Origin of the sequence: Stenotrophomonas sp. GD03794, from assembly GCF_029842145.1 — a bacterium.
GTDB classification, from domain to species: Bacteria; Pseudomonadota; Gammaproteobacteria; order Xanthomonadales; family Xanthomonadaceae; genus Stenotrophomonas; species Stenotrophomonas riyadhensis.
In genome coordinates this window covers 33,274-51,201 of sequence record NZ_JAOCFV010000006.1, presented here as the reverse complement: position 1 = coordinate 51,201, position 17,928 = coordinate 33,274, and the positions used below count along the sequence as shown (strand labels likewise).

7 protein-coding genes and 1 pseudogene are annotated in these 17,928 nt (G+C 61.9%); 1 reads left to right on the top strand and 7 read right to left on the bottom strand.

Annotated elements, in window-relative coordinates; all coding sequences use genetic code 11:
- Positions 1-168 precede the first annotated feature (168 nt).
- On the top strand, positions 169-3,192 hold the full coding sequence (locus N5D91_RS05315; RefSeq protein ID WP_110713032.1) for a TonB-dependent receptor: 3,024 nt from the start codon (positions 169-171) through the stop codon (positions 3,190-3,192).
- A gap of 205 nt (positions 3,193-3,397) precedes the next feature.
- Here the strand turns inward: N5D91_RS05315 and N5D91_RS05310 are convergent.
- The 7 genes and pseudogenes from N5D91_RS05310 to N5D91_RS05280 all read right to left on the bottom strand — a co-directional run.
- Positions 3,398-3,897 (bottom strand): annotated as a pseudogene (locus tag N5D91_RS05310) (DDE-type integrase/transposase/recombinase); the annotation flags it as partial.
- Positions 3,898-4,133: 236 nt separating this feature from the next.
- A complete protein-coding gene (locus N5D91_RS05305) occupies positions 4,134-6,143 on the bottom strand; it encodes a M13 family metallopeptidase (protein WP_110713029.1) in 2,010 nt (669 codons plus the stop codon).
- A gap of 203 nt (positions 6,144-6,346) precedes the next feature.
- Positions 6,347-8,449: a M13-type metalloendopeptidase gene (locus N5D91_RS05300; protein WP_164161518.1), complete on the bottom strand. Its 2,103-nt coding sequence runs from the start codon at positions 8,447-8,449 to the stop codon at positions 6,347-6,349.
- Positions 8,450-8,637: 188 nt separating this feature from the next.
- On the bottom strand, positions 8,638-11,640 hold the full coding sequence (locus tag N5D91_RS05295) for a TonB-dependent receptor (protein ID WP_164161534.1): 3,003 nt from the start codon (positions 11,638-11,640) through the stop codon (positions 8,638-8,640).
- Positions 11,641-11,966: 326 nt separating this feature from the next.
- Complete coding sequence (locus N5D91_RS05290; protein WP_164161519.1) at positions 11,967-12,164, bottom strand: hypothetical protein; 198 nt, start codon at positions 12,162-12,164, stop codon at positions 11,967-11,969.
- A 472-nt stretch (positions 12,165-12,636) separates the two neighbouring features.
- Positions 12,637-15,519: a TonB-dependent receptor gene (locus tag N5D91_RS05285; RefSeq protein ID WP_180853799.1), complete on the bottom strand. Its 2,883-nt coding sequence runs from the start codon at positions 15,517-15,519 to the stop codon at positions 12,637-12,639.
- A 185-nt stretch (positions 15,520-15,704) separates the two neighbouring features.
- Positions 15,705-17,726 (bottom strand): prolyl oligopeptidase family serine peptidase, encoded by a 2,022-nt coding sequence (locus N5D91_RS05280; protein ID WP_180853798.1) that lies wholly within the window; start codon positions 17,724-17,726, stop codon positions 15,705-15,707.
- Between the last annotated feature and the right edge of the window lie 202 nt (positions 17,727-17,928).

Below are 17,928 nucleotides of genomic sequence, written 5' to 3'. Positions count from 1 at the left end.
GTTTGTATCGAAATTTCTCTTTTAATTTCAATTGGTTGTTTTTGTTCAGCTGGCATTGCAAATTGAGGATTGGGGAAATTAATATTTGGTTCAGCTGAAACAGAAGCGTCGCTTCTGTGCAGCGCTTCTGCAACAGCAGCCTGATCTCCGTCGAATCAAGGAAACTCAATGAGCAGCAGCAAGCACGTCACAAGGTTGAAGCGCACCGCGCTGGCGGTGGTCATGACGTCTTTCATTGGCGCCGCCGCGGCACAGAGCACGACCGGTTCGTTGTTTGGCAATGCGCCTGCCGGTACCACCATCGTCGTGCAGAGTGACACGGGCCTGACCCGGTCGGCGACCGTCGACAGCAGCGGCCGCTACAATCTAGGTTCCTTGCCAGTGGGTAAATACACCATTACCCAGCAGCGTGATGGCCAGACCATCGAGCGACGTGAGAATGTGCTGCTGAGGGTAGGCGGTGGCACCGAGGTGTCGTTTGGCGGCGGTGCGGCCGGAGCAACTACGCTTGGCACTGTGAACGTTGTTGCGGCCAACGTGCCGAAGATCGACGTCAGCAATACTGTCTCCAAGTCGGTGATCACCTCCGAGCAACTCGACGTGTTGCCCCTGGGCCGTAGCGCCGAAGCCATTGCGCTGCTGGCGCCGGGCGTGGTGTCTGGCAGTGGATCCTTTACCAATGGTTCGCGGTCGGTGCTGTCGTTCGGTGGCTCCAGCGTTACCGAGAACGCCTACTACCTCAATGGCTTCAACGCCTCCAACCCGCTCAGCAACCTCGGTGGTGTCAGCCTGCCCTATGGCTCGATCGACCAGCAGGAAACCTACATGGGCGGCTACGGTGCCGGCTATGGTCGCTCCACCGGTGGCGTGATCAATCAGCTGGGCAAGCGCGGTACCAACGAATGGCATTTTGGTGTCCAAGCTACGTGGGCACCTGACTCGTTGGCCGCCTCCGCAGCGACGGTGATGTATCCGGACCGCGAGTTGCCTGCAGGCTATGCCTATACCAAGGACTCGCTACGTGGCAGCCTTTATCGCTACCGCAAGGACGATGCCGCGACTCGCACCACCTACAGCGGTTATGCCAGTGGCCCGTTGATCGAGGATCGCCTGTTCATCCATCTGGCCGCCGAGAAGGACCGTACGGAAGGCGTGTCGACGAACAGTGCGGCGGCTTCGCAACAGGTTCGCAACCACTACACGATCGACACGCCAAAGTTCTATGGCAAGATCGACTGGAACATCAACGACAGCAATACCCTTGAGTACACACGTGTGCAGAACACCGATCGCACTGGTGGCTACTACCGGTCGTTCGAGTACGACGACCTGACCGAAGGCGATCGCACCGGTACCTTCCCGAACACCACGAAGGTCAAGGACGATTTCGATATTTTCAAGTACACCGGCTACCTGACTGATGACCTGACCCTCAGCGCGGTCTGGGGACGCAGCAAGCAGATCAACCTGGAATCCAACCCTGCCTCGTCCGGCATCCCCTATCTCAGTGCTCCGGGTAACCAGGACCCGGCCATCACGGGTGGGCGTCCCATCCGCAACAGCCAGCCTGAGCTCTATGAAAAGGCTGCAGATGCGGGCAGCAAGACTCGCGGCTTGCGACTGGATCTGCAGTATCGCATCGGTGACCACGAGCTGACCGGTGGTATCGACAACATGTATTACCAGGGGCACAACGAAGGCCAGAAGGTCACGGGCCCCGGCTATGCGTGGATCTATGGCCGTGTCGAACCCGGCGAATCGCCGAGCCCGCGCTTCGACATCGCGCCACCGCCAGGTGATGGCTACTTCGTGCAGAAGTACATCCTCTCCACGACCACCAGCATGTCAGTCAAGCAGAAGGCCTACTACCTGGAGGATCGCTGGCAAGTCACGCCGAACTGGCTGCTGACCATCGGCGTCCGCAACGACAAGTTCACCAACTACAACAGTGATGCCAGGCCCTATGTGGAGAGTGGCGATCAGTGGGCGCCGCGCCTTGGAGCAAGCTGGGACGTGTTCGGCGATTCGTCGCTGAAGTTGTTCGCCAATCTCGGTCGCTACTACCTGGCACTTCCGAACAGCGTGGCCATTCGCGGTGCTTCGGCATCGACCTTCACCCGCGAGTACTTTGCCTACAGCGGTATCGATGAGAACGGTGTTCCGACGGGCCTCACCGCGCTTGGCCCGGGCCCCGTGTCGTCCAACAACGAGTACGGCCAGACCCCGGATCCGCTGTCGGTAGCTCCAACAGACCTGAAGTCGCAGTACCAGGACGAACTCATTCTTGGTTTCGAGAAGACGCTGGGTGAGCGCTGGAACTCCGGTGCTAAATTCACCTATCGCCGCCTGCAGTCAGCTATCGACGACACCTGTGACTCGGACCGCATCATCGACAAGCTGGACGCGATGGGTGTTGATTCAAGCGATCTGGTGATCCCAGGTTGCGTGATCTTCAATCCCGGCAAGACGAACACCATCATGCTCAAGCATGCCGATGGTTCGGGCTATACGCCGGTACGGATGAGTTCGGCAGATTGGGGTTTCGGGAACAAGAAGGCCAAGCGCGATTACATTGCTGTGGACCTGTTCATCGAGCACCCGCTGAGTGACAAGTGGTATGGCCGCCTGGACTACACCTGGTCGCGCAACTTCGGCAACACCGAAGGCCAGGTGAAGTCGGACATCGGACAGGATGATGTTTCCAAGACGCAGGACTGGGATGCTGGGGCGTTGATGGAATACGCGGGCGGGTACCTCGCCAACGACCGGCGCCACCAGCTGAAGGGCTATGGTGCATACATGTTCAATGACGAGTGGTCGGCGTCGGCGACCCTGCGTGTCATGTCTGGAATGCCGAAGAGCTGCCTGGGCTACTACGGCACCGATGAAAGCGATCCTTTGGGTTACGATGCGGCGTATCACTATTGTGGTGGCACGCCGTCGCGCCCGGGTGATGCCGGCCGTACGCCATGGACCACGCGCGTGGATCTGGGTGTGATGTATCGCCCTGCGTTTGCCGATCACAAGTTGGCTTTCGGTCTGGATGTCTTCAATGTGCTCAATCAGCGTCGTGCCGTGCAGACCGATGCGGTATATGAGGATGCTCCCTACACCGTGTCGAACACCTACGGTATGGGCACGTTCTTCAGCGCACCGCGTTCGGTCCGTGTCAGTGCGTCCTACGACTTCTGATCGTAGTCACGTGTCGACCTCTCCATGAGATGAATTGGGCCCCGGCAATGCCGGGGTCCTTTTTTTGGAGTGACTCGCATGACCCGGCCTACCATAGGTTGACATCTACGGGGGGGGGGGGATGGTCCGGCCGCCGGCAGGCGGCCAAGGACGCCCGATGCATCGCATCGGGCGTCTGCACTTTAAGGCACAGGTGGGGCGCTCAGCGTTGCCGCGCATGGATCTTCTGGTAGTAGTCCGAACAGTACTGGATGCCGCGATCAGAGTGATGGATCAGCTTCTGCTGTGTCTTTCTTCCTTTCAATGTCATCTCCAGTGCCTGAGCTACCTGCTCTGTCTGCAGCGTTTCATGCACGTTCCAGACCACGATCTTGCGTGACCATGCATCCGTGATCAGGCTCAGTTACACGAATTTCCACTGCGACGGCAGATAGGTGATATCCGCTACCCATGCCTGTTCGATACCGGTGGGTGTCACGCACCCTTCGTCCGGTTCGAGCAGGTTCGGATGCCTCCGGAAGCGATGATGGCTGTCGGTGGTCTTGTGATAACGGATCTGTTGGCACCAACAGGCGTGCTTCTTGAAACACCTCAGACACGCGGTCGCGCCCCAGGGCGATGCCCACCGCCTGTAGCTTCGGTTCGATCAAATGGTGCAGTTTGCGGGTAACGATCCGCGGCTGGCGTACGGCAATCGCTCACCAGTGCCTGTGCCGTGGCATCGACAGCGTGTCGCCGCTGATGACGGCGTCCAGTCTGACAGAACGCCTGCCGACTGATTGAAGGTCAGCGAGTAATCCCGCTGGCTGCGCCTGATTGTTGATTTCATTGAACATTCCTTTTCCAGAGGGAAAAGGTGTCAACTCAATTCAGGACGGGGCAGCACAAGGAAAAAGGCGCCCTGAAGGCGCCCTTTTCCTGTTGTCGCTATAGCCGCACGATCAGCGCCAGACTTTGATCTGGTCGGCTTCGCTGCGCTGCATCGGCTGGCCGGCCTTGCAGCTGAAGGTGGCACCGAAGGCCGGCAGGTTGGCCAGCGTGCCGTTGCTGCGCCACACGCCCGGTGCACGGATGTCGGCGGTCAGGCGGCGTACGGCCTCGTTCGGCGACAGCTGCTGTGCCCACAGCGCCGACCAGGCACGGAAGAAGCCCTGCTGCTGCGCCTGCTTGGCCTTTGGCTCCTGTGCGACGTAGGCCGCCCAGGCCAGTTCCAGGCCCGCGATGTCGGCCAGGTTCTCTTCCTGGGTGAGCGCACCGTTGACCTTGGCGCCCTTCACGCCCGGGAAGTCGTAGGCGCCGTACTGCGCGGCGACGCGGTTGCCGAGCAGGGTCCAGGCGGTCTTGTCGGCCGGAGTCCACCAGCTGCGCAGTTCGCCCTTGGCGTCCACCAGCGCGCCCTTGGCATCGATGGCTCGGGTCAGCTCGTGGCCGACCAGACCACCGAAGCTGCCGAACTTGTCAGCCGCATCGGCCTTGGCATTGAACACCGGGCCCTGCAGGATCGCGGCGGTGACGATCAGGCGGTTCTGCGCCAGGTCGTAGGCCAGCGACGGCTGCTGCGGCAGCACGTCCCAGCGGCGGTCGGCGTTGCCCTTGCCGATGCGACGCATTTCTTCGCGATGACGCCAGGTCGAAGCGATCAGCATGTTGCCACCGAACGAACCGCGGCCCATCGGCTGCACGGTGTAGTCGAGATCGCGCAGCGGGGTGCCGATCTCGATCTTCAGCGCGGCCAGCTTGGCCTGTGCTTCGGTCTTGGCCTCGGCACTCATCCAGCTGCTGTTCTTGACCGCCTCGATCTGCACTTCGCGCACCTTGTCGACGATCCACGCGGCCTGGCGGCGGTCTTCGGCAGACAGGTAGCGGGCGGCGTACTCACGACCGACCATCGGGCCGGCGGCCACGTTGATCGCATCCAGCACGTCTTCCCAGCGCTGCGGCGGCAGGGTTTCGCCACGCAGCACGCGGCCGCGGAATTCGAATTCGGCGTCGCGGTAGGCCTTGGACAGGTAGGGCGCCATCGAGTCGCCCACGCGCCAGCGCAGGTAGGCCTTCCACTGGTCCGGCTTGAGCTTGGTGACCATGCCATCGAGCTGCTTGAACAGGCCCGGGTCGGCCAGCGAGACCAGATCGTCGTCCACGCCCTGGGCCTTCAGGAAGGCATCCAGCTGCAGGTTGCGGTAGCGGCTGTTGAGCTCCTTGGTGGAGATCGGCGCGTAGTTGTTGAACGGGTTGTTGATGCCGGCCAGCGACTGCGCATTGCGTGCCAGCTCGGTTTCCAGCGCGATCACCGCCTGCGACTCGGCATCCAGCTTGGCGGCCGGGGTGCCGGTCAGCGCCAGGATCTGCTTGACGTAGTTGCGGTAGCGGCCCATCAGGGCCACGGTATCGGCGTCGGTGCGGGTATAGAATGCCGGATCCGGCAGGCCCATGCCGCCCTGCATGAAGTAGCCGATATGGCGGTCCAGCGCCTTCAGGTCGACGTCCGGGCCGAAGTTGAAGGCCACCGGGATACCGACCTGATGCAGCGCAGCGATCGATGCCGGCACATCCTTGGCCTTCTTGATGGCGTTGATGCGGGTCAGCAGCGGGGCGATCGGGTTCGAGCCGTCCGCTTCCACGGCGGCTTCGTCCAGGCCACTGGCCCAGAAGTCGCCCAGCAGTTTCTGCACGTTGCCCTGCGGCGACTTCATCGCGGCGTCGAGCAGTTCGCGCTGCTGCTGGCGGCTGCGATCAACCAGCTGGCCGAGTGCGGTGGTGGCACCGGTCTGCGGCACCGGGTTGGCCTTCAGCCAGCCTGCGTTGGTGGCGTCGTAGAAGTCGCTGCACTGGGCACTGACGGCCGGGGCGCGTGCAGCCTTCTTCTTGGCGGCGGCGAACGCATCGTGGGTCGGGACCAGGGTCGCCAGGCTGATGCCCAGGGCGATGGCAAGCGGACGGAAGTTGGGCATGTGGAACGAATCCGTGATGGATTGAGGGCGCGCGCACTATAGCAAGCCGGGCATCGACGCGGCATGCACGCATCACACCGCTTTCGCAGGACACCGGCATCCATAGATCCACCCCATGCGTGGGTGACATGCGAGGCACCGCAAAAAACAAAGGCCCGGGAATTCCCGGGCCTTTGCAGGTCTGCCGCAGCGTCAGCCAGGGCTTACCAGATCACCACCTGCTGCTCGCCGGTGCGGGCCATCGGCGAACCGGCCTTGCACTGGAAGGCCGCGGCAAAGGTCGGCAGGTTCGACGGCGCACCCATGGCGCGGAACTGCGCCGGGGCGTGCGGGTCGGTCGCCAGGCGGACCTTGGCGTTTTCCGGGGTGTACTTGGTGCGCCACACGGTGGCCCAGTTGAAGAAGAAGCGCTGGTCGCGGGTGAAGCCGTCAACCTTCGGGTCTTCCTTGCCGGCGGTGGCCTTCTGCAGGGCGTCGTAGGCAGTGGCCAGGCCACCCAGGTCGGCGATGTTCTCGCCCAGGGTCAGGTGACCGTTCACGGCCTGGCCGTCGACCTTGTACTGGTCGAACTGCTTGACCAGCTTGCCGGTCAGGCCTTCGAAGTTCTTCTTGTCAGCCGGGGTCCACCAGTCTTCCATGTTGCCGGTCGGCCCGAAGCGTGCGCCCTGGTCGTCGTAACCGTGGGTCATTTCATGGCCGATCACCGCACCGATACCGCCGTAGTTCAGCGCGTCGTCGGCCTTCGGATCGAAGAACGGCGGCTGCAGGATGGCGGCCGGGAACACGATCTCGTTCTGCAGCGGGTTGTAGTAGGCATTGACCGTCTGCGGGGTCATGCCCCACTCGGTCTTGTCCACCGGCTTGCCGATCTTGGACAGGTTGAACTTGTAGTTGAACTCGTTGGCGGCGCGCACGTTGCCCAGGTAGCTGTCACGCTGGGTCTGCAGGCCCGCCCAGTCACGCCACTTGTCCGGGTAACCGATCTTCGGGGTGAAGGTTTCCCACTTGGCGATGGCCTTGGCCTTGGTTTCCTCGCTCATCCAGCTCAGGCCCTGGATGCGTTCCTTCAGCGAGGCGGCCAGGTTCTTCACCAGCTCTTCCATCTTCGCCTTGGCTTCCGGCGAGAAGGCTACCTTCACGTACAGCTGGCCGAAGGCTTCACCGGCATCGTTCTCGATCGTACCCAGCACGCGCTTCCAGCGCGGCTTCTGTTCCTTCTGGCCGTTGAGGGTCTTGCCGTAGAACTCGTAGTTCTCCTGCACGAAGGCATCGGCCAGGTACGGCGAGGCGCTGTCCACGGTGTGGAAGCGCAGGTAGGCACGCCACACCGACGGATCGGTGTCGCCCAGCGCCTTGCTCACTTCCTCATGGAAAGCCGGCATGGCCAGCGAGAACTTCTCCGGCGCGGCTACGCCCTGCGACTTGAAGAACTCGGTCCAGCTGAAGTTCGGGGTCAGCTTGTCGGCGTCGGCCAGGGTGACCGGGTTGTAGAACAGCTCGACGTTGCGCGAGAGCTCTACGCGCGACTTGGAGGCCTTGGCCAGGCGGGTCTCGAATTTGACGACTTCCTCGGCCTGCTTGGCCGCATCGGCGGCGGCGACACCGGACAGTTCCAGCACCTTGGCGACGTGCGCCTGGTAGGCCTTCAGCTTGTCGGCGTTCTTGGCATCGGTGTAATAGGTGGTGTCCGGCAGGCCCAGGCCGCCCTGGCTGGCGTAGGCCATGTTCACGGCCGAATTCTTGAAGTCGGCTTCGGCGCCGAAGCCGAACAGGACGTTGTCGCCCTTGGCGGCGCTGCTGCGCAGGTAGTTGGCGATGGCCGCCTTGTCCTGCAGACCGTCGATCGCGGTCAGGTCGGCCTTCAGCGGCTCGATGCCCTGGGCATTGATCTTGGCTTCGTCCATGCCGGTGGCCCACAGGTCGCCGACGATCTTCTCGATATGGTTCGGGTTCTTGACCTGCGCGACCTGCTCGGCCAGCTGGTGCTGCACGGCCACCGAACGCTCGTCGAGGATGGTGAATGCGCCCCAGCTGGTGCGGTCGCCCGGAATTTCATTGGCGGCCAGCCACTTGCTGTTCACGTAGTCGCCGAAGGCGCCGCAGGCGTCCTTGCTGGCATCCAGGTCGCTGGGCTGGAAGGCGTTGTAGGCCGGCAGCTTGCTCTCGTCCAGCGTGTAGTGGGTGGCTTCGGCCGCAGCCGGCGTGGAGGCGGTGGCGTCCTTGGCCGGGGTTTCAGTCTTGCCGCAGCCGACCAGCGCGGCCGAAACGGCCAGGGTCAGCAGCACGATCTTGGGAGTACGGGTCACTTTGATGGCCTCCAGGCCGAGTGAGTCAGGGAAGGGCCGCGGGGACGGCCGTGGGCCGAACAATACGCCGCCGGCCTGCCCTGCAAGGGTGTCGAAGGTCATGGCCGGACGCAAGGGGGGCTTCGCGGGCACAAAAAAGCAGACCCGGCACAAAGCCGGGTCTGCGGGTTGCAACAAGTTCGGACGGATCAGAACTTGTAGTTGACGCCCATGTACATGAATCGGCCGATGTTGTCGTAGTAAGCCGAGCCGAGGTCCGCGCCGAAGTAATTGACCGGCGGATCCTTGTCGAACACGTTGTCCACGCCCAGGTACACCTCGACACCGGAATCAGCCATTTTGTAGCCGATCTGCATGTTGTGGTAGGTGAACGACGGGTTCCAGATCGGGCTCTGCGAACCCGGGTTGCTGTTGTAGCTCTCCGGGAACACGCGCAGGTTGCGATGGATGTACACCATGTCCCAGCTGGCGCGGAAGTTGCCCAGCGTGTACTTGGCGGTGAACTGACCGCGCCAGCGCGGATTGGTCACGTAGTTCGAGCGTTCCTTGTACTCACTCGGGAAGTCCTGGAACTCCCATTCACGCGATTCCAGCAGGCGGCTACCGACCAGGCGCAGGTTGGTGTGGCCACCGAACATGCCGAAGTCGTAGTTCATTTCCAGATCGATGCCGGTGCGGCGCTTCTTGGCCAGGTTTTCCTGCAGCGCGGTCCAGTCATAGATGCTGTATGCCGGGAACTCGGCACCGTTGGCCCCGGTTGCGCCGCCGACCGGGGCGCGCTTGATCTTGCTGCAGAACGAGTTGTTGATACCCCCCGGCGAATCCACGCAGCGGGTGGCGAGGGTTTCGGCGGTAACCGCACCGATGGCGTCCTTCAGCGTGATGCGCCAGTAGTCGACCGACATGCCGAAGCCTTCGAAGAACTCAGGCTGCCAGACGAAGCCGATCGAGCTGGTGGTTGCACGCTCCGGCTTCAGGTCCGGGTTGCCGCCGCTCAGGCCGGGACGGTTTGCGCTGTAGGAGTCGATCCAGTTGGCCGGAATGCCCAGAGCTGCGCAGTTTGCGGCGCGCAGTGCCGGGTCGCCGGCAGTGCCGGGGCGGTTCGGGTTGGTGCGGTTGGTATTGCAGGGGTCGCTGATGGTCGCGAAGTTCTGCGACTGCTCGTCATACAGTTCGCCAATGTTGGGAGCACGGATGGCCTTGGCCAGGGTGCCGCGGACGCGCAGGGATGGGATGACTTCCCAGTCCAGTCCGACATTCCAGGTCTTGGTCGAGCCGATGGTGCTGTAGTCCGAGTAACGGCCAGCCACGTCCAGCGACAGGCGGCGGATGCCGGGAATGTCAGCCAGCAGCGGAATGTTGGTCTCGGCAAAGACTTCCTTCACGTTGTAGGAACCGCCACCGCCGTTGATGGCGTTGAGGAAGGTGGCACCGGAGGCGGCCAGCGGATCGGTGCGCTCCAGGCTCTTCTCCTTCCGGTACTCCACACCGGCGGCGATGCCCACGTCACCGGCCGGCAGCGAGAACAGCGCGTTGTTGTTCACCGATGCGCTGAACACGGTCTGCTGAAGCTTGCCGAAGTAGTGCGAACGGGTATTGAACCAGTCGGCTGCTTCCTGCGGCACAGCGCCGTTGCCGAAGATGCTGAACGGAATGCAGCCCGAACCGATCAGGCTGCGGTTGTAGGCGCGGCCGCCGGCGTTTGCATTGGTAGCGTTCGCATCGCGATCGACGCGGCAAACGATATTGCCGTTGGCATCACGCACGGCATCCAGACCGGCCTGCCAGCGCTCGTTGATGCGGTTGTTGACGTTGACACGGTTGATCTCGGTCTCGCCGTAGTTGCCGGAAGCCTCGTAGTTCCAGTTGTCGCCAAACATGCCTTCGACGCCGAAGACAAAGCGCTTGGTTTCGCGCTTGACTTCTTCACCACGGCGGCCGGCGTCGACGTTGAAACGAGCGATCTGCAGCTGGGGGAGCCCGTTGGCATCCATCAGTGCGCCCAGTTCCGGGCTGATGAACGCGTTGTCGCGTCGGATACGGATGGTGCTGTCGAAAGCCGGCTGGCCAAAGAAGGTCGATTCAGTCTTGGTGTACTTGCCTTCGAAGAACAGGCGGTGCTTGTCGTTCAGATCGAAGTGGGCAACGGTATTGACGCTGACGCGATCGAACTTCGGCTGCAGGTCGGCAACGGCATTCAGGTCGGCGAAATCACAGTTGACGCACGAGGACGGACTGACCACAGGACCATCGAAACGGTTGCGGCTGAAGCTGCCATCCGGATTGAAGTGGTACCGGTACTTGTAGGTCTCCGGCTTGGTGAAGTCGAACGTACCGCCGGCCTGGAAGGAGCCGCCATAGGACGTGGAATAGTTGCCGCCAGGACGGGCCAGGATGTTCTGCGGGTTGCTCTCGCTCGGCGGCCTGGAGCTGTCGAAGTTCGGGTTGGGCACAGTCACGTCGTAGCGCTGGCCGATCGAACGGTCGCCACGGCCGAAACGATCCTGCTGGCTGTACTCGACGGCGACGGCCACATTGCCGCGGCCGTCGGCGAAGTTGGTGCCTGCCGTAGCCGACACGAAGCCGCGGTTGAAGCCACCTTCACCCGCGATGCCCTTCTGGGCGCGGGCTTCGAAACCTTCGTAGTTCTTCTTCATGATGAAGTTGACCACGCCGGCCACGGCATCCGCACCATAGATGGCCGATGCGCCACCGGTGATGACTTCAACGCGCTCGATCCACTCCACCGGGATGGTGTTGACGTCGACTGCGGTGCTGCCCGGGCTGGCGCCGACGTGGCGGCGGCCGTTGACCAGCACCAGAGTGCGGTCGTAGCCCATGCCACGCAGGTCCATCAGACCCAGGCCAGCGGTACCGATGTACCGGGTGGAATTGCCCAGCGTGAACGACGGTGCCAGCTGCGGCATCTTGTTCATCAGGTCGCTGATGGTCAGCGCGCCGGTCTGGCGGATTTCTTCGGCGGTGATGGCGGTAACCGGCGAAGAGGTCACGAAGCCCGTACGCGCAATGCGCGAGCCGGTCACGCTGACGCGGTCCAGATCGACCGGGTTGGTGCCGGAGCTGGCTTCCTGGGCCAGGGCCGGGCCTGCAGCAGCCATCATCAGACCGGCCAGAAGGGCATTGGTCAGCGGGTGGCGACCGGGAGTGCGGTGGTGCGTCATCGAGTGGATCCCCCTAGTGGACAGAATTCTTTCGCTTCCGTGCAGTTGTTATGTTGATGTTCAGATATCGTCCTGACTTGACGCGAACCTAACATGTCCTTAACGCAAAGTGGCCATTTGCGGCATGCATTGACACATTCTGTATCGCCTTGATACACAAAACTGCAATAAATACAGTTACTTGGTATCAGTTGTAATTGCCTTGTCGAGATCGTGAGGCGAATGCTGAATGGGCTGTTAAGGGCAGCTTTGCGCAAATTGGTGGTTCGCTTTGCATGGACAAGGCCTTGGAAGAGGGGCTGCGCGATCTCTTCCCCGCGTCCTTTCCCCTGCATTCAGCTGCAGGAAGGCCATGGTCGAGGTCTGAGCGGTTCGCGCTGCTGGGCGGGCATTCCGAGACACGCATCCGGTTCGCGCAGGTCGCATTGCGGTGTCACCTGGATCTTCAGAGTGTTGAAGATCGGCCAGCGTCCTGGAATCACAATGGTGCCGCGGGTGGCGGTACCGCCTCCGAAGCTGATCCCGATGATCATGTTGGCCACCTTGGCCGAGCCAGGATGGTCGAAGCGCCTTCGCGCAGCTGGCGCGCCGGCTGCGGCCGCCCGAGAGCTCTTCGTTCCGCGCCGAGCCAGTGAACAGGCCCGGGTTGAAGAGGTAATGTTCAATGAAATCAATGATCAGACGCGGCCAGTGGGACTATCCAGGGGCCGTCAGGTTGTCGGCGGCCGATCATCAGGTCGAACGCGCGGAACCGACCAGCAGAAAGGCTCGGGGAACCCTATGGGATCCCAGGATCCAGCACGATGCTGGCGCGGCTTCGCCGACGTGGCCGGCAAGCTGGGTCAGGGGAGACATCATGTCCTCCCATGACGACTGCCCCGGAAATGGAACAGCCAATGCAGACGCCCGATGCAGTGCATCGGGCGTCCTTGGTCACCTGGCGGCGGCCGGACCCTCCACGCCACAGGTGCCAACCCATGGCGGGATGAGTCATTCACTACGGGATCAGAACTTGTAGGACACGCGCGCGAAGAACGTCCGGCCGTACCAGTCGTACTGCGAGGCGTAGATCGGCACGTTGCCGTAGCGATCACCGGCACCGGCCGAGATCAGGTCCGGTGCCTTGTCGAACAGGTTGCGCACGCCGACCATGATGTTCCAGTCATCCATGTCGTAACCCACCGAGACACTGTGGCGGAACTGCCAGCTGGCCTTGATGTCGCGGGTGGCGTTCTGGTAGCCGGAATAGGTGAAGTTCGGGCTCAGGTCCTTGTTCTGCGTGCTGCTGACGTAGGTTCCCTGCCAGTTGAACGTCCAATCGCCGCGTTCCAGGCTGACGCTGGCCAGGCCAACGGTCTTCGGACGGCCGATGTAGCCGACCTGGTCGGAGGTGCTGATTCCGCTTTCAGCAGCCGAATCGAACAACTGATAGGTGTCCTCCAGGGTATAGGTCACCTGTGCTTCAGCGGAAAGCTTGCCGAACGCGAAGTCGTTGTCGTAATTGATCTGCAGGTCGTAGCCGCGGGTGCGCTCGCGGTTGATGTTGATGTACTTGTTGTAGATCGTGGTGATGTTGTTCGGCGACGTTGGATCCGTGGGGCTGTTGCGGACCAGCTGGTTGCAGAACGCGTTCGGGAAGACCGCCGAGCCGTAGCAGCCGGCGACGATGTCATACTCGTCAAGCTGGGTGATTTCGCCGCGTACGTCGTAATCGAAGTAGTCCAGTGCGACGTTGAGGTTGGCAAAGGTCGGGCTCCAGACCAGGCCCAGAGTCTTGGCCTTGGAGGTCTCCGGCTTCAGGTTGTTCTTGCCGCCACCACCCGAATAGATGGTCGCGCCGGTGCCGCCACCGACGTACGTTTCGGGAATGCCGGCGGCAGCGCAATTGGCACGGATAAAGGAGTTGTTGCTGTCGGCCCACTGGATGCATGGATCGATCTGGTTCTGTGCCTTGAAGCCGGTCTGGTCACCCAGGTACAGCTCATACAGGCCAGGGGCGCGGAACGAGGTGCCAATGGTGCCTCGCATGCGCAGTGACGGGACGATCTGCCAGTTCAGGCCGGTTTTCCAGACATGGTCTGAACCCGGTACCGAGTCGTACTCGAATACGCGACCGGACAGGTTGAGCGAGAGCGACTCGATGCCGGGAATGCCTTTCAGCAGCGGCACATCCACCTCGGCGAAAGCTTCCTTGACCTTGTCCGTGCCACGGGTCACACCGGCCGAGGTCGAGTTCCAGGAGCGGTCAGCCAGCGCAAAGTCAGACGGGGTGTCGTTGATCTTGTAGTGACGGAATTCGACACCGAACGCAGAAGCGACATCACCAGCAGGCAGCTTGAACAGGTTGCCGCTGAAGATGGCGTTGGCGCTGGCCTGTTCATAGGTCGTCTTGCCGGTATGCCATTGGCCGACCGCAGCGATCAGCTCGTTCATGCGGGCGCCGCTCAGGAAGCCGGGGTCGAAGTAATTCACCGGCATGTCATCTTCGGTGTAGTTCAGATCGCCGGCACGATCGACGTCGATCGAGAGCGCGCTGTACTTGCCGCGCGAACGGCTGTAGCCCGCATTGACTTCCCAGGACCAGCTGTCGGTGGACTTGAACTGGCCATCGAACTTGGTGGTGCCGTAGAAGTAGTCGACCGTGACTTTCTGGTCGCTCGGGAACGGCATGATGGTCTGGAAGTAGTCGTCCTCCGCTTCGTTGTACACGGTCGGATAGAACTGGCGCCAGCTGTGTGCCTTGGTTTCGCGACGGTTGTACAGGAACTGGGTCTTCCAGTTGAAACTGTCAAAGCTGAAGTCGGTTGCCCCGTAGAACGATGCGCGTTCACGCTGGTTGATCACTTCCTGGTCATGGAAGAACGGGTAGTTCAGCACATCCTGGTAGTACGCGGTGCCGCCATTGGCGTACGTCGGGGTCGGGCGCGGGCGCGGACGATAGCCCGGGAAGGGGCCGACCGTGCTGCCATCCGGCGAAGGTACATAACGGATGGCTGAGTTGCTCAGCTGGATGATGGTGTTTGCATACAGATTGGCAGAGTTGCAGCCGGCAAGATTGGTGCCAGCCAGAATCGACCGGTCTTCGCGATCGATGCGCTTGCCATCCGTGCCCCATACCCGGTCCTGGGCGCAGCTGAAGAAGTCGCGATCGCCAACAGTCAGCGCGTTCAGGCGATCCCATTGCACGGCAGCCACGATGCTGCCCTTGTCGAAGTTCCAACCATTGGCGATCGATGCCGAGAACTGCTCGCCACCACCGTGCTCCGGCACGCTCATCGCGTACGTCATCTCCGGGCGGTCGAGGCTCTTGCGGGTGATCAGGTTGACCACACCAGCCAGTGCATCCGAGCCGTAGATCGAAGAAGAGCCGTCCTTGACGATCTCGATACGTTGCAGGATCGACTGTGGGATGACGTTGAGATCGAAGGCGGCAACCTGACCGCGCGTACCCGCTGGGCCGGGGCGCTGTCCGTCAAGCAGGATCAGTGTCCGGTTTGCACCCAGGCCGCGCAGAGAAACGGTCTGTACACCCGTGCCGCCTTCGACGACATACCCGCCGAACTGGTTGTTCATCTGGGTGGAGCCAGCGGCGATCGCAGACGTCTGAAGGAAGTCGGCCGTATCGAACTGGCCGGCAGCGACACCCTTGTCGATCGAGATGACCTGCACCGGTGATGTGCTTTCATACTCGGGACGCTTGATCAGCGAGCCGGTAACCGTGACGGTGTCAAGGTTGGTGGCGCGCTTGGAGCTGCTGCTGGTACTTGACTGGGATGAATCCTGCTGTGTTGACTCCTGGGCAAAGGCCGGCAGCGCGGCGAGAGACGCCAGAACTGCAAGGGTCAGCGGAATCCGGTTCGGCATGGAAAGGCGGAAAACGTCGCGCATCGTTGAATATCCCTATTTGTTACGCTTCGGTTAATCGAGTGTATGGCTGGCGTAAAATAAATGCAACATGAACAATTGCGGCGATTATGGCTCAATTGTTAATGTCCAATTCATTATCTGGCCGGGCGCGCAGCCACGCCTGGTCACGTGGCCAGGCGTGGCGTGGGAGGGTCGAGCGCGGCGGCTCAGAGTCCGCCAGGTCCGCAGTCCTTCTTCAGGAAGCTCTCGATCAGGCCGAGCGTTTCGCGCTGTTGGCGGGGATACCACGGCATGCTGTGCTGCTGGTCAGCGATCAGGTGGAACTGTGCAGGCACCTTGTCCTTCACTGCGTCATAGAAACCCTGTGCGTGGAAGGAGGGAGTACGCACGTCACGGTCACCGACGAACAGCATCACCGGGATGTTCGCGCTGGCGGTGTTGCGCATGGGATCCATGCCCTTGACTGTCTGTCCCTGCAGGATGCGTTGCAGGCGGTTGTCACTCCAGGTCGTACCCAGCCGGGCCAGATCGGTAACCGGTGCTCCGGCGATCGCACACTGGTACGGAGAGTTGGGGCGTACGGTTGCTGCTGCGGCGGCGAATCCGCCGTAGGAATAGCCGAAGATCGCGATGCGGTCCTTCGCGGCAAGCTTCTGCGAGACCAGCCATGCGGCGCCATCGTCGTTGTCGTCGGACATCTTCTGGCCCCATTCGCGGTCGCCGGCGATCCACAGCTCACGACCCAGCCCGGATGAACCGCGGTACTGCGGGCGCAGCACCGCATAGCCGCGTGACGTCAGCAATGCGACCCAGCCTGAAGGATCCCATTGCATGTAATCCCGGGCCCAGGGGCCGCCGTGGGGGTGAATGATCGCCGGCGGCGCAGCGTCACCTTCCTTCCATCCAGCGGGAAGGTCCAGGATGGCCGATATCTCCTTGCCATCACGTGCCTTGTAGGTCACCCAGCGTTGCTCGCCTACGGCTCCCTTGGCAACCCATGGCCGTTCGCTGCCCAGGCTCACCACCTTCTTGCGATCAAGCAGCAAATAGTAGTTGGGTGGAGCATCTGAACTGGACGCGCGGAACAGGATGCGCGAGAAGTCGTCGTTGAGCCGGGTGATATCGATCTGCCTGCCCGGAGCCGCCTGTTTGAGTGTGTCCTGGATGGATTTCAGCGTCGGATCGACATAGATGGTTTGCAGCGCGGGTCCATCGAGGGTGAAGCCGACCACCTGGTTGAATGTGCTTGGGCGGGTGCTGAACACCAGGCTTGCGATGGAGAAGTTCGGGTTGGCCAGAACCGGTTCGCGGTCAAACGCCTGGGCTTTGGCGTCATACAGGTGCACCTGTACCTTGTCCGAGAACAGGTCGGTGAGCACGTAATATTTGCCGGTGGCATCATCCACGCCGGCCACTTCCACCGTATGGCGGTTGGACAGGCGTGATAGCAAGGGCTTCTGCAGGACGTACTGGCCACTGGTCGGGTCCAGGATGAGAATCTGCTGGTCGTAGTCGCCGCTGACCGGCTCGATCTGGGTCTTGGCCAGCACCTTGCCGGTGCGCGGGTCGAACAGTGCTGGCTGGGCACGCGTACCGCCGCGGAACAGGAGCTCGGTTTCCTTGGTCTTGAGGTTGTAGAGGTAATAGTTGGCGGTCAGTGAGATCTCGCTGAGCTGGCGGATGATGACCCGATCGGGGTCCAGTGGCAGCATGTTGACCAGTGACGCGCTGCCGCCCAGTTCCAGACAGCGCTGGGTCTGCTCGCTCACGCCGAGCTTGCGTGTGTTGTCGGTGAACGCCTCGTTGAAAGTCTTCTGTGACTGATCGGTCAGGTAGGTTTTGACCACGAAGGTCTTGGTTGCACCCGATACACTGCCTTCACCGCACCCACCCAGTTGCCCCGTCCATTCCTGGCGGCCAACGGCAAGAATCTGGTCGGACTTCAGTGCGCCAGCGGCGATGAACTTCATTCGTTCGCCGGACGGCGTGACGACCTTCGGGGCGCCGCCCAGCGCATCGGTGTCCCAGCTGGCCAGGGCGGTCTCCTCTGGATTGCCCGGTGAGGGGATCAGGGCGACCAGATGCTTGCCATCTGGGCTCATCGACACGGACTGCAGGGCTGGCTGGCGTGCCAGATCCTCGATCGGGATGGGGCCGGCATAAGCGGCCGTGCAGGCCAGGGCCAGCGAGAGGGCGGCGCACAGGGGGCGGCCATTGATCACGTGCATGTCTTGTCCTTTAGCTGCGCGTTGATTGGGTGAAGCTGACTGAAATATGAACGAGATCGGACGTTAGCAGATGTGCCTCTGCGGTGGCAGTGCCCCTTCTTCGGCCGGGGAGGACCGGCAGGGGAGGCGACCGGCGTCCCCGAAGCAAAAAAAAGGCCCCGCCGAAGCGGGGCCTGGTCCAGACACGAAGTCCGGAAAACGA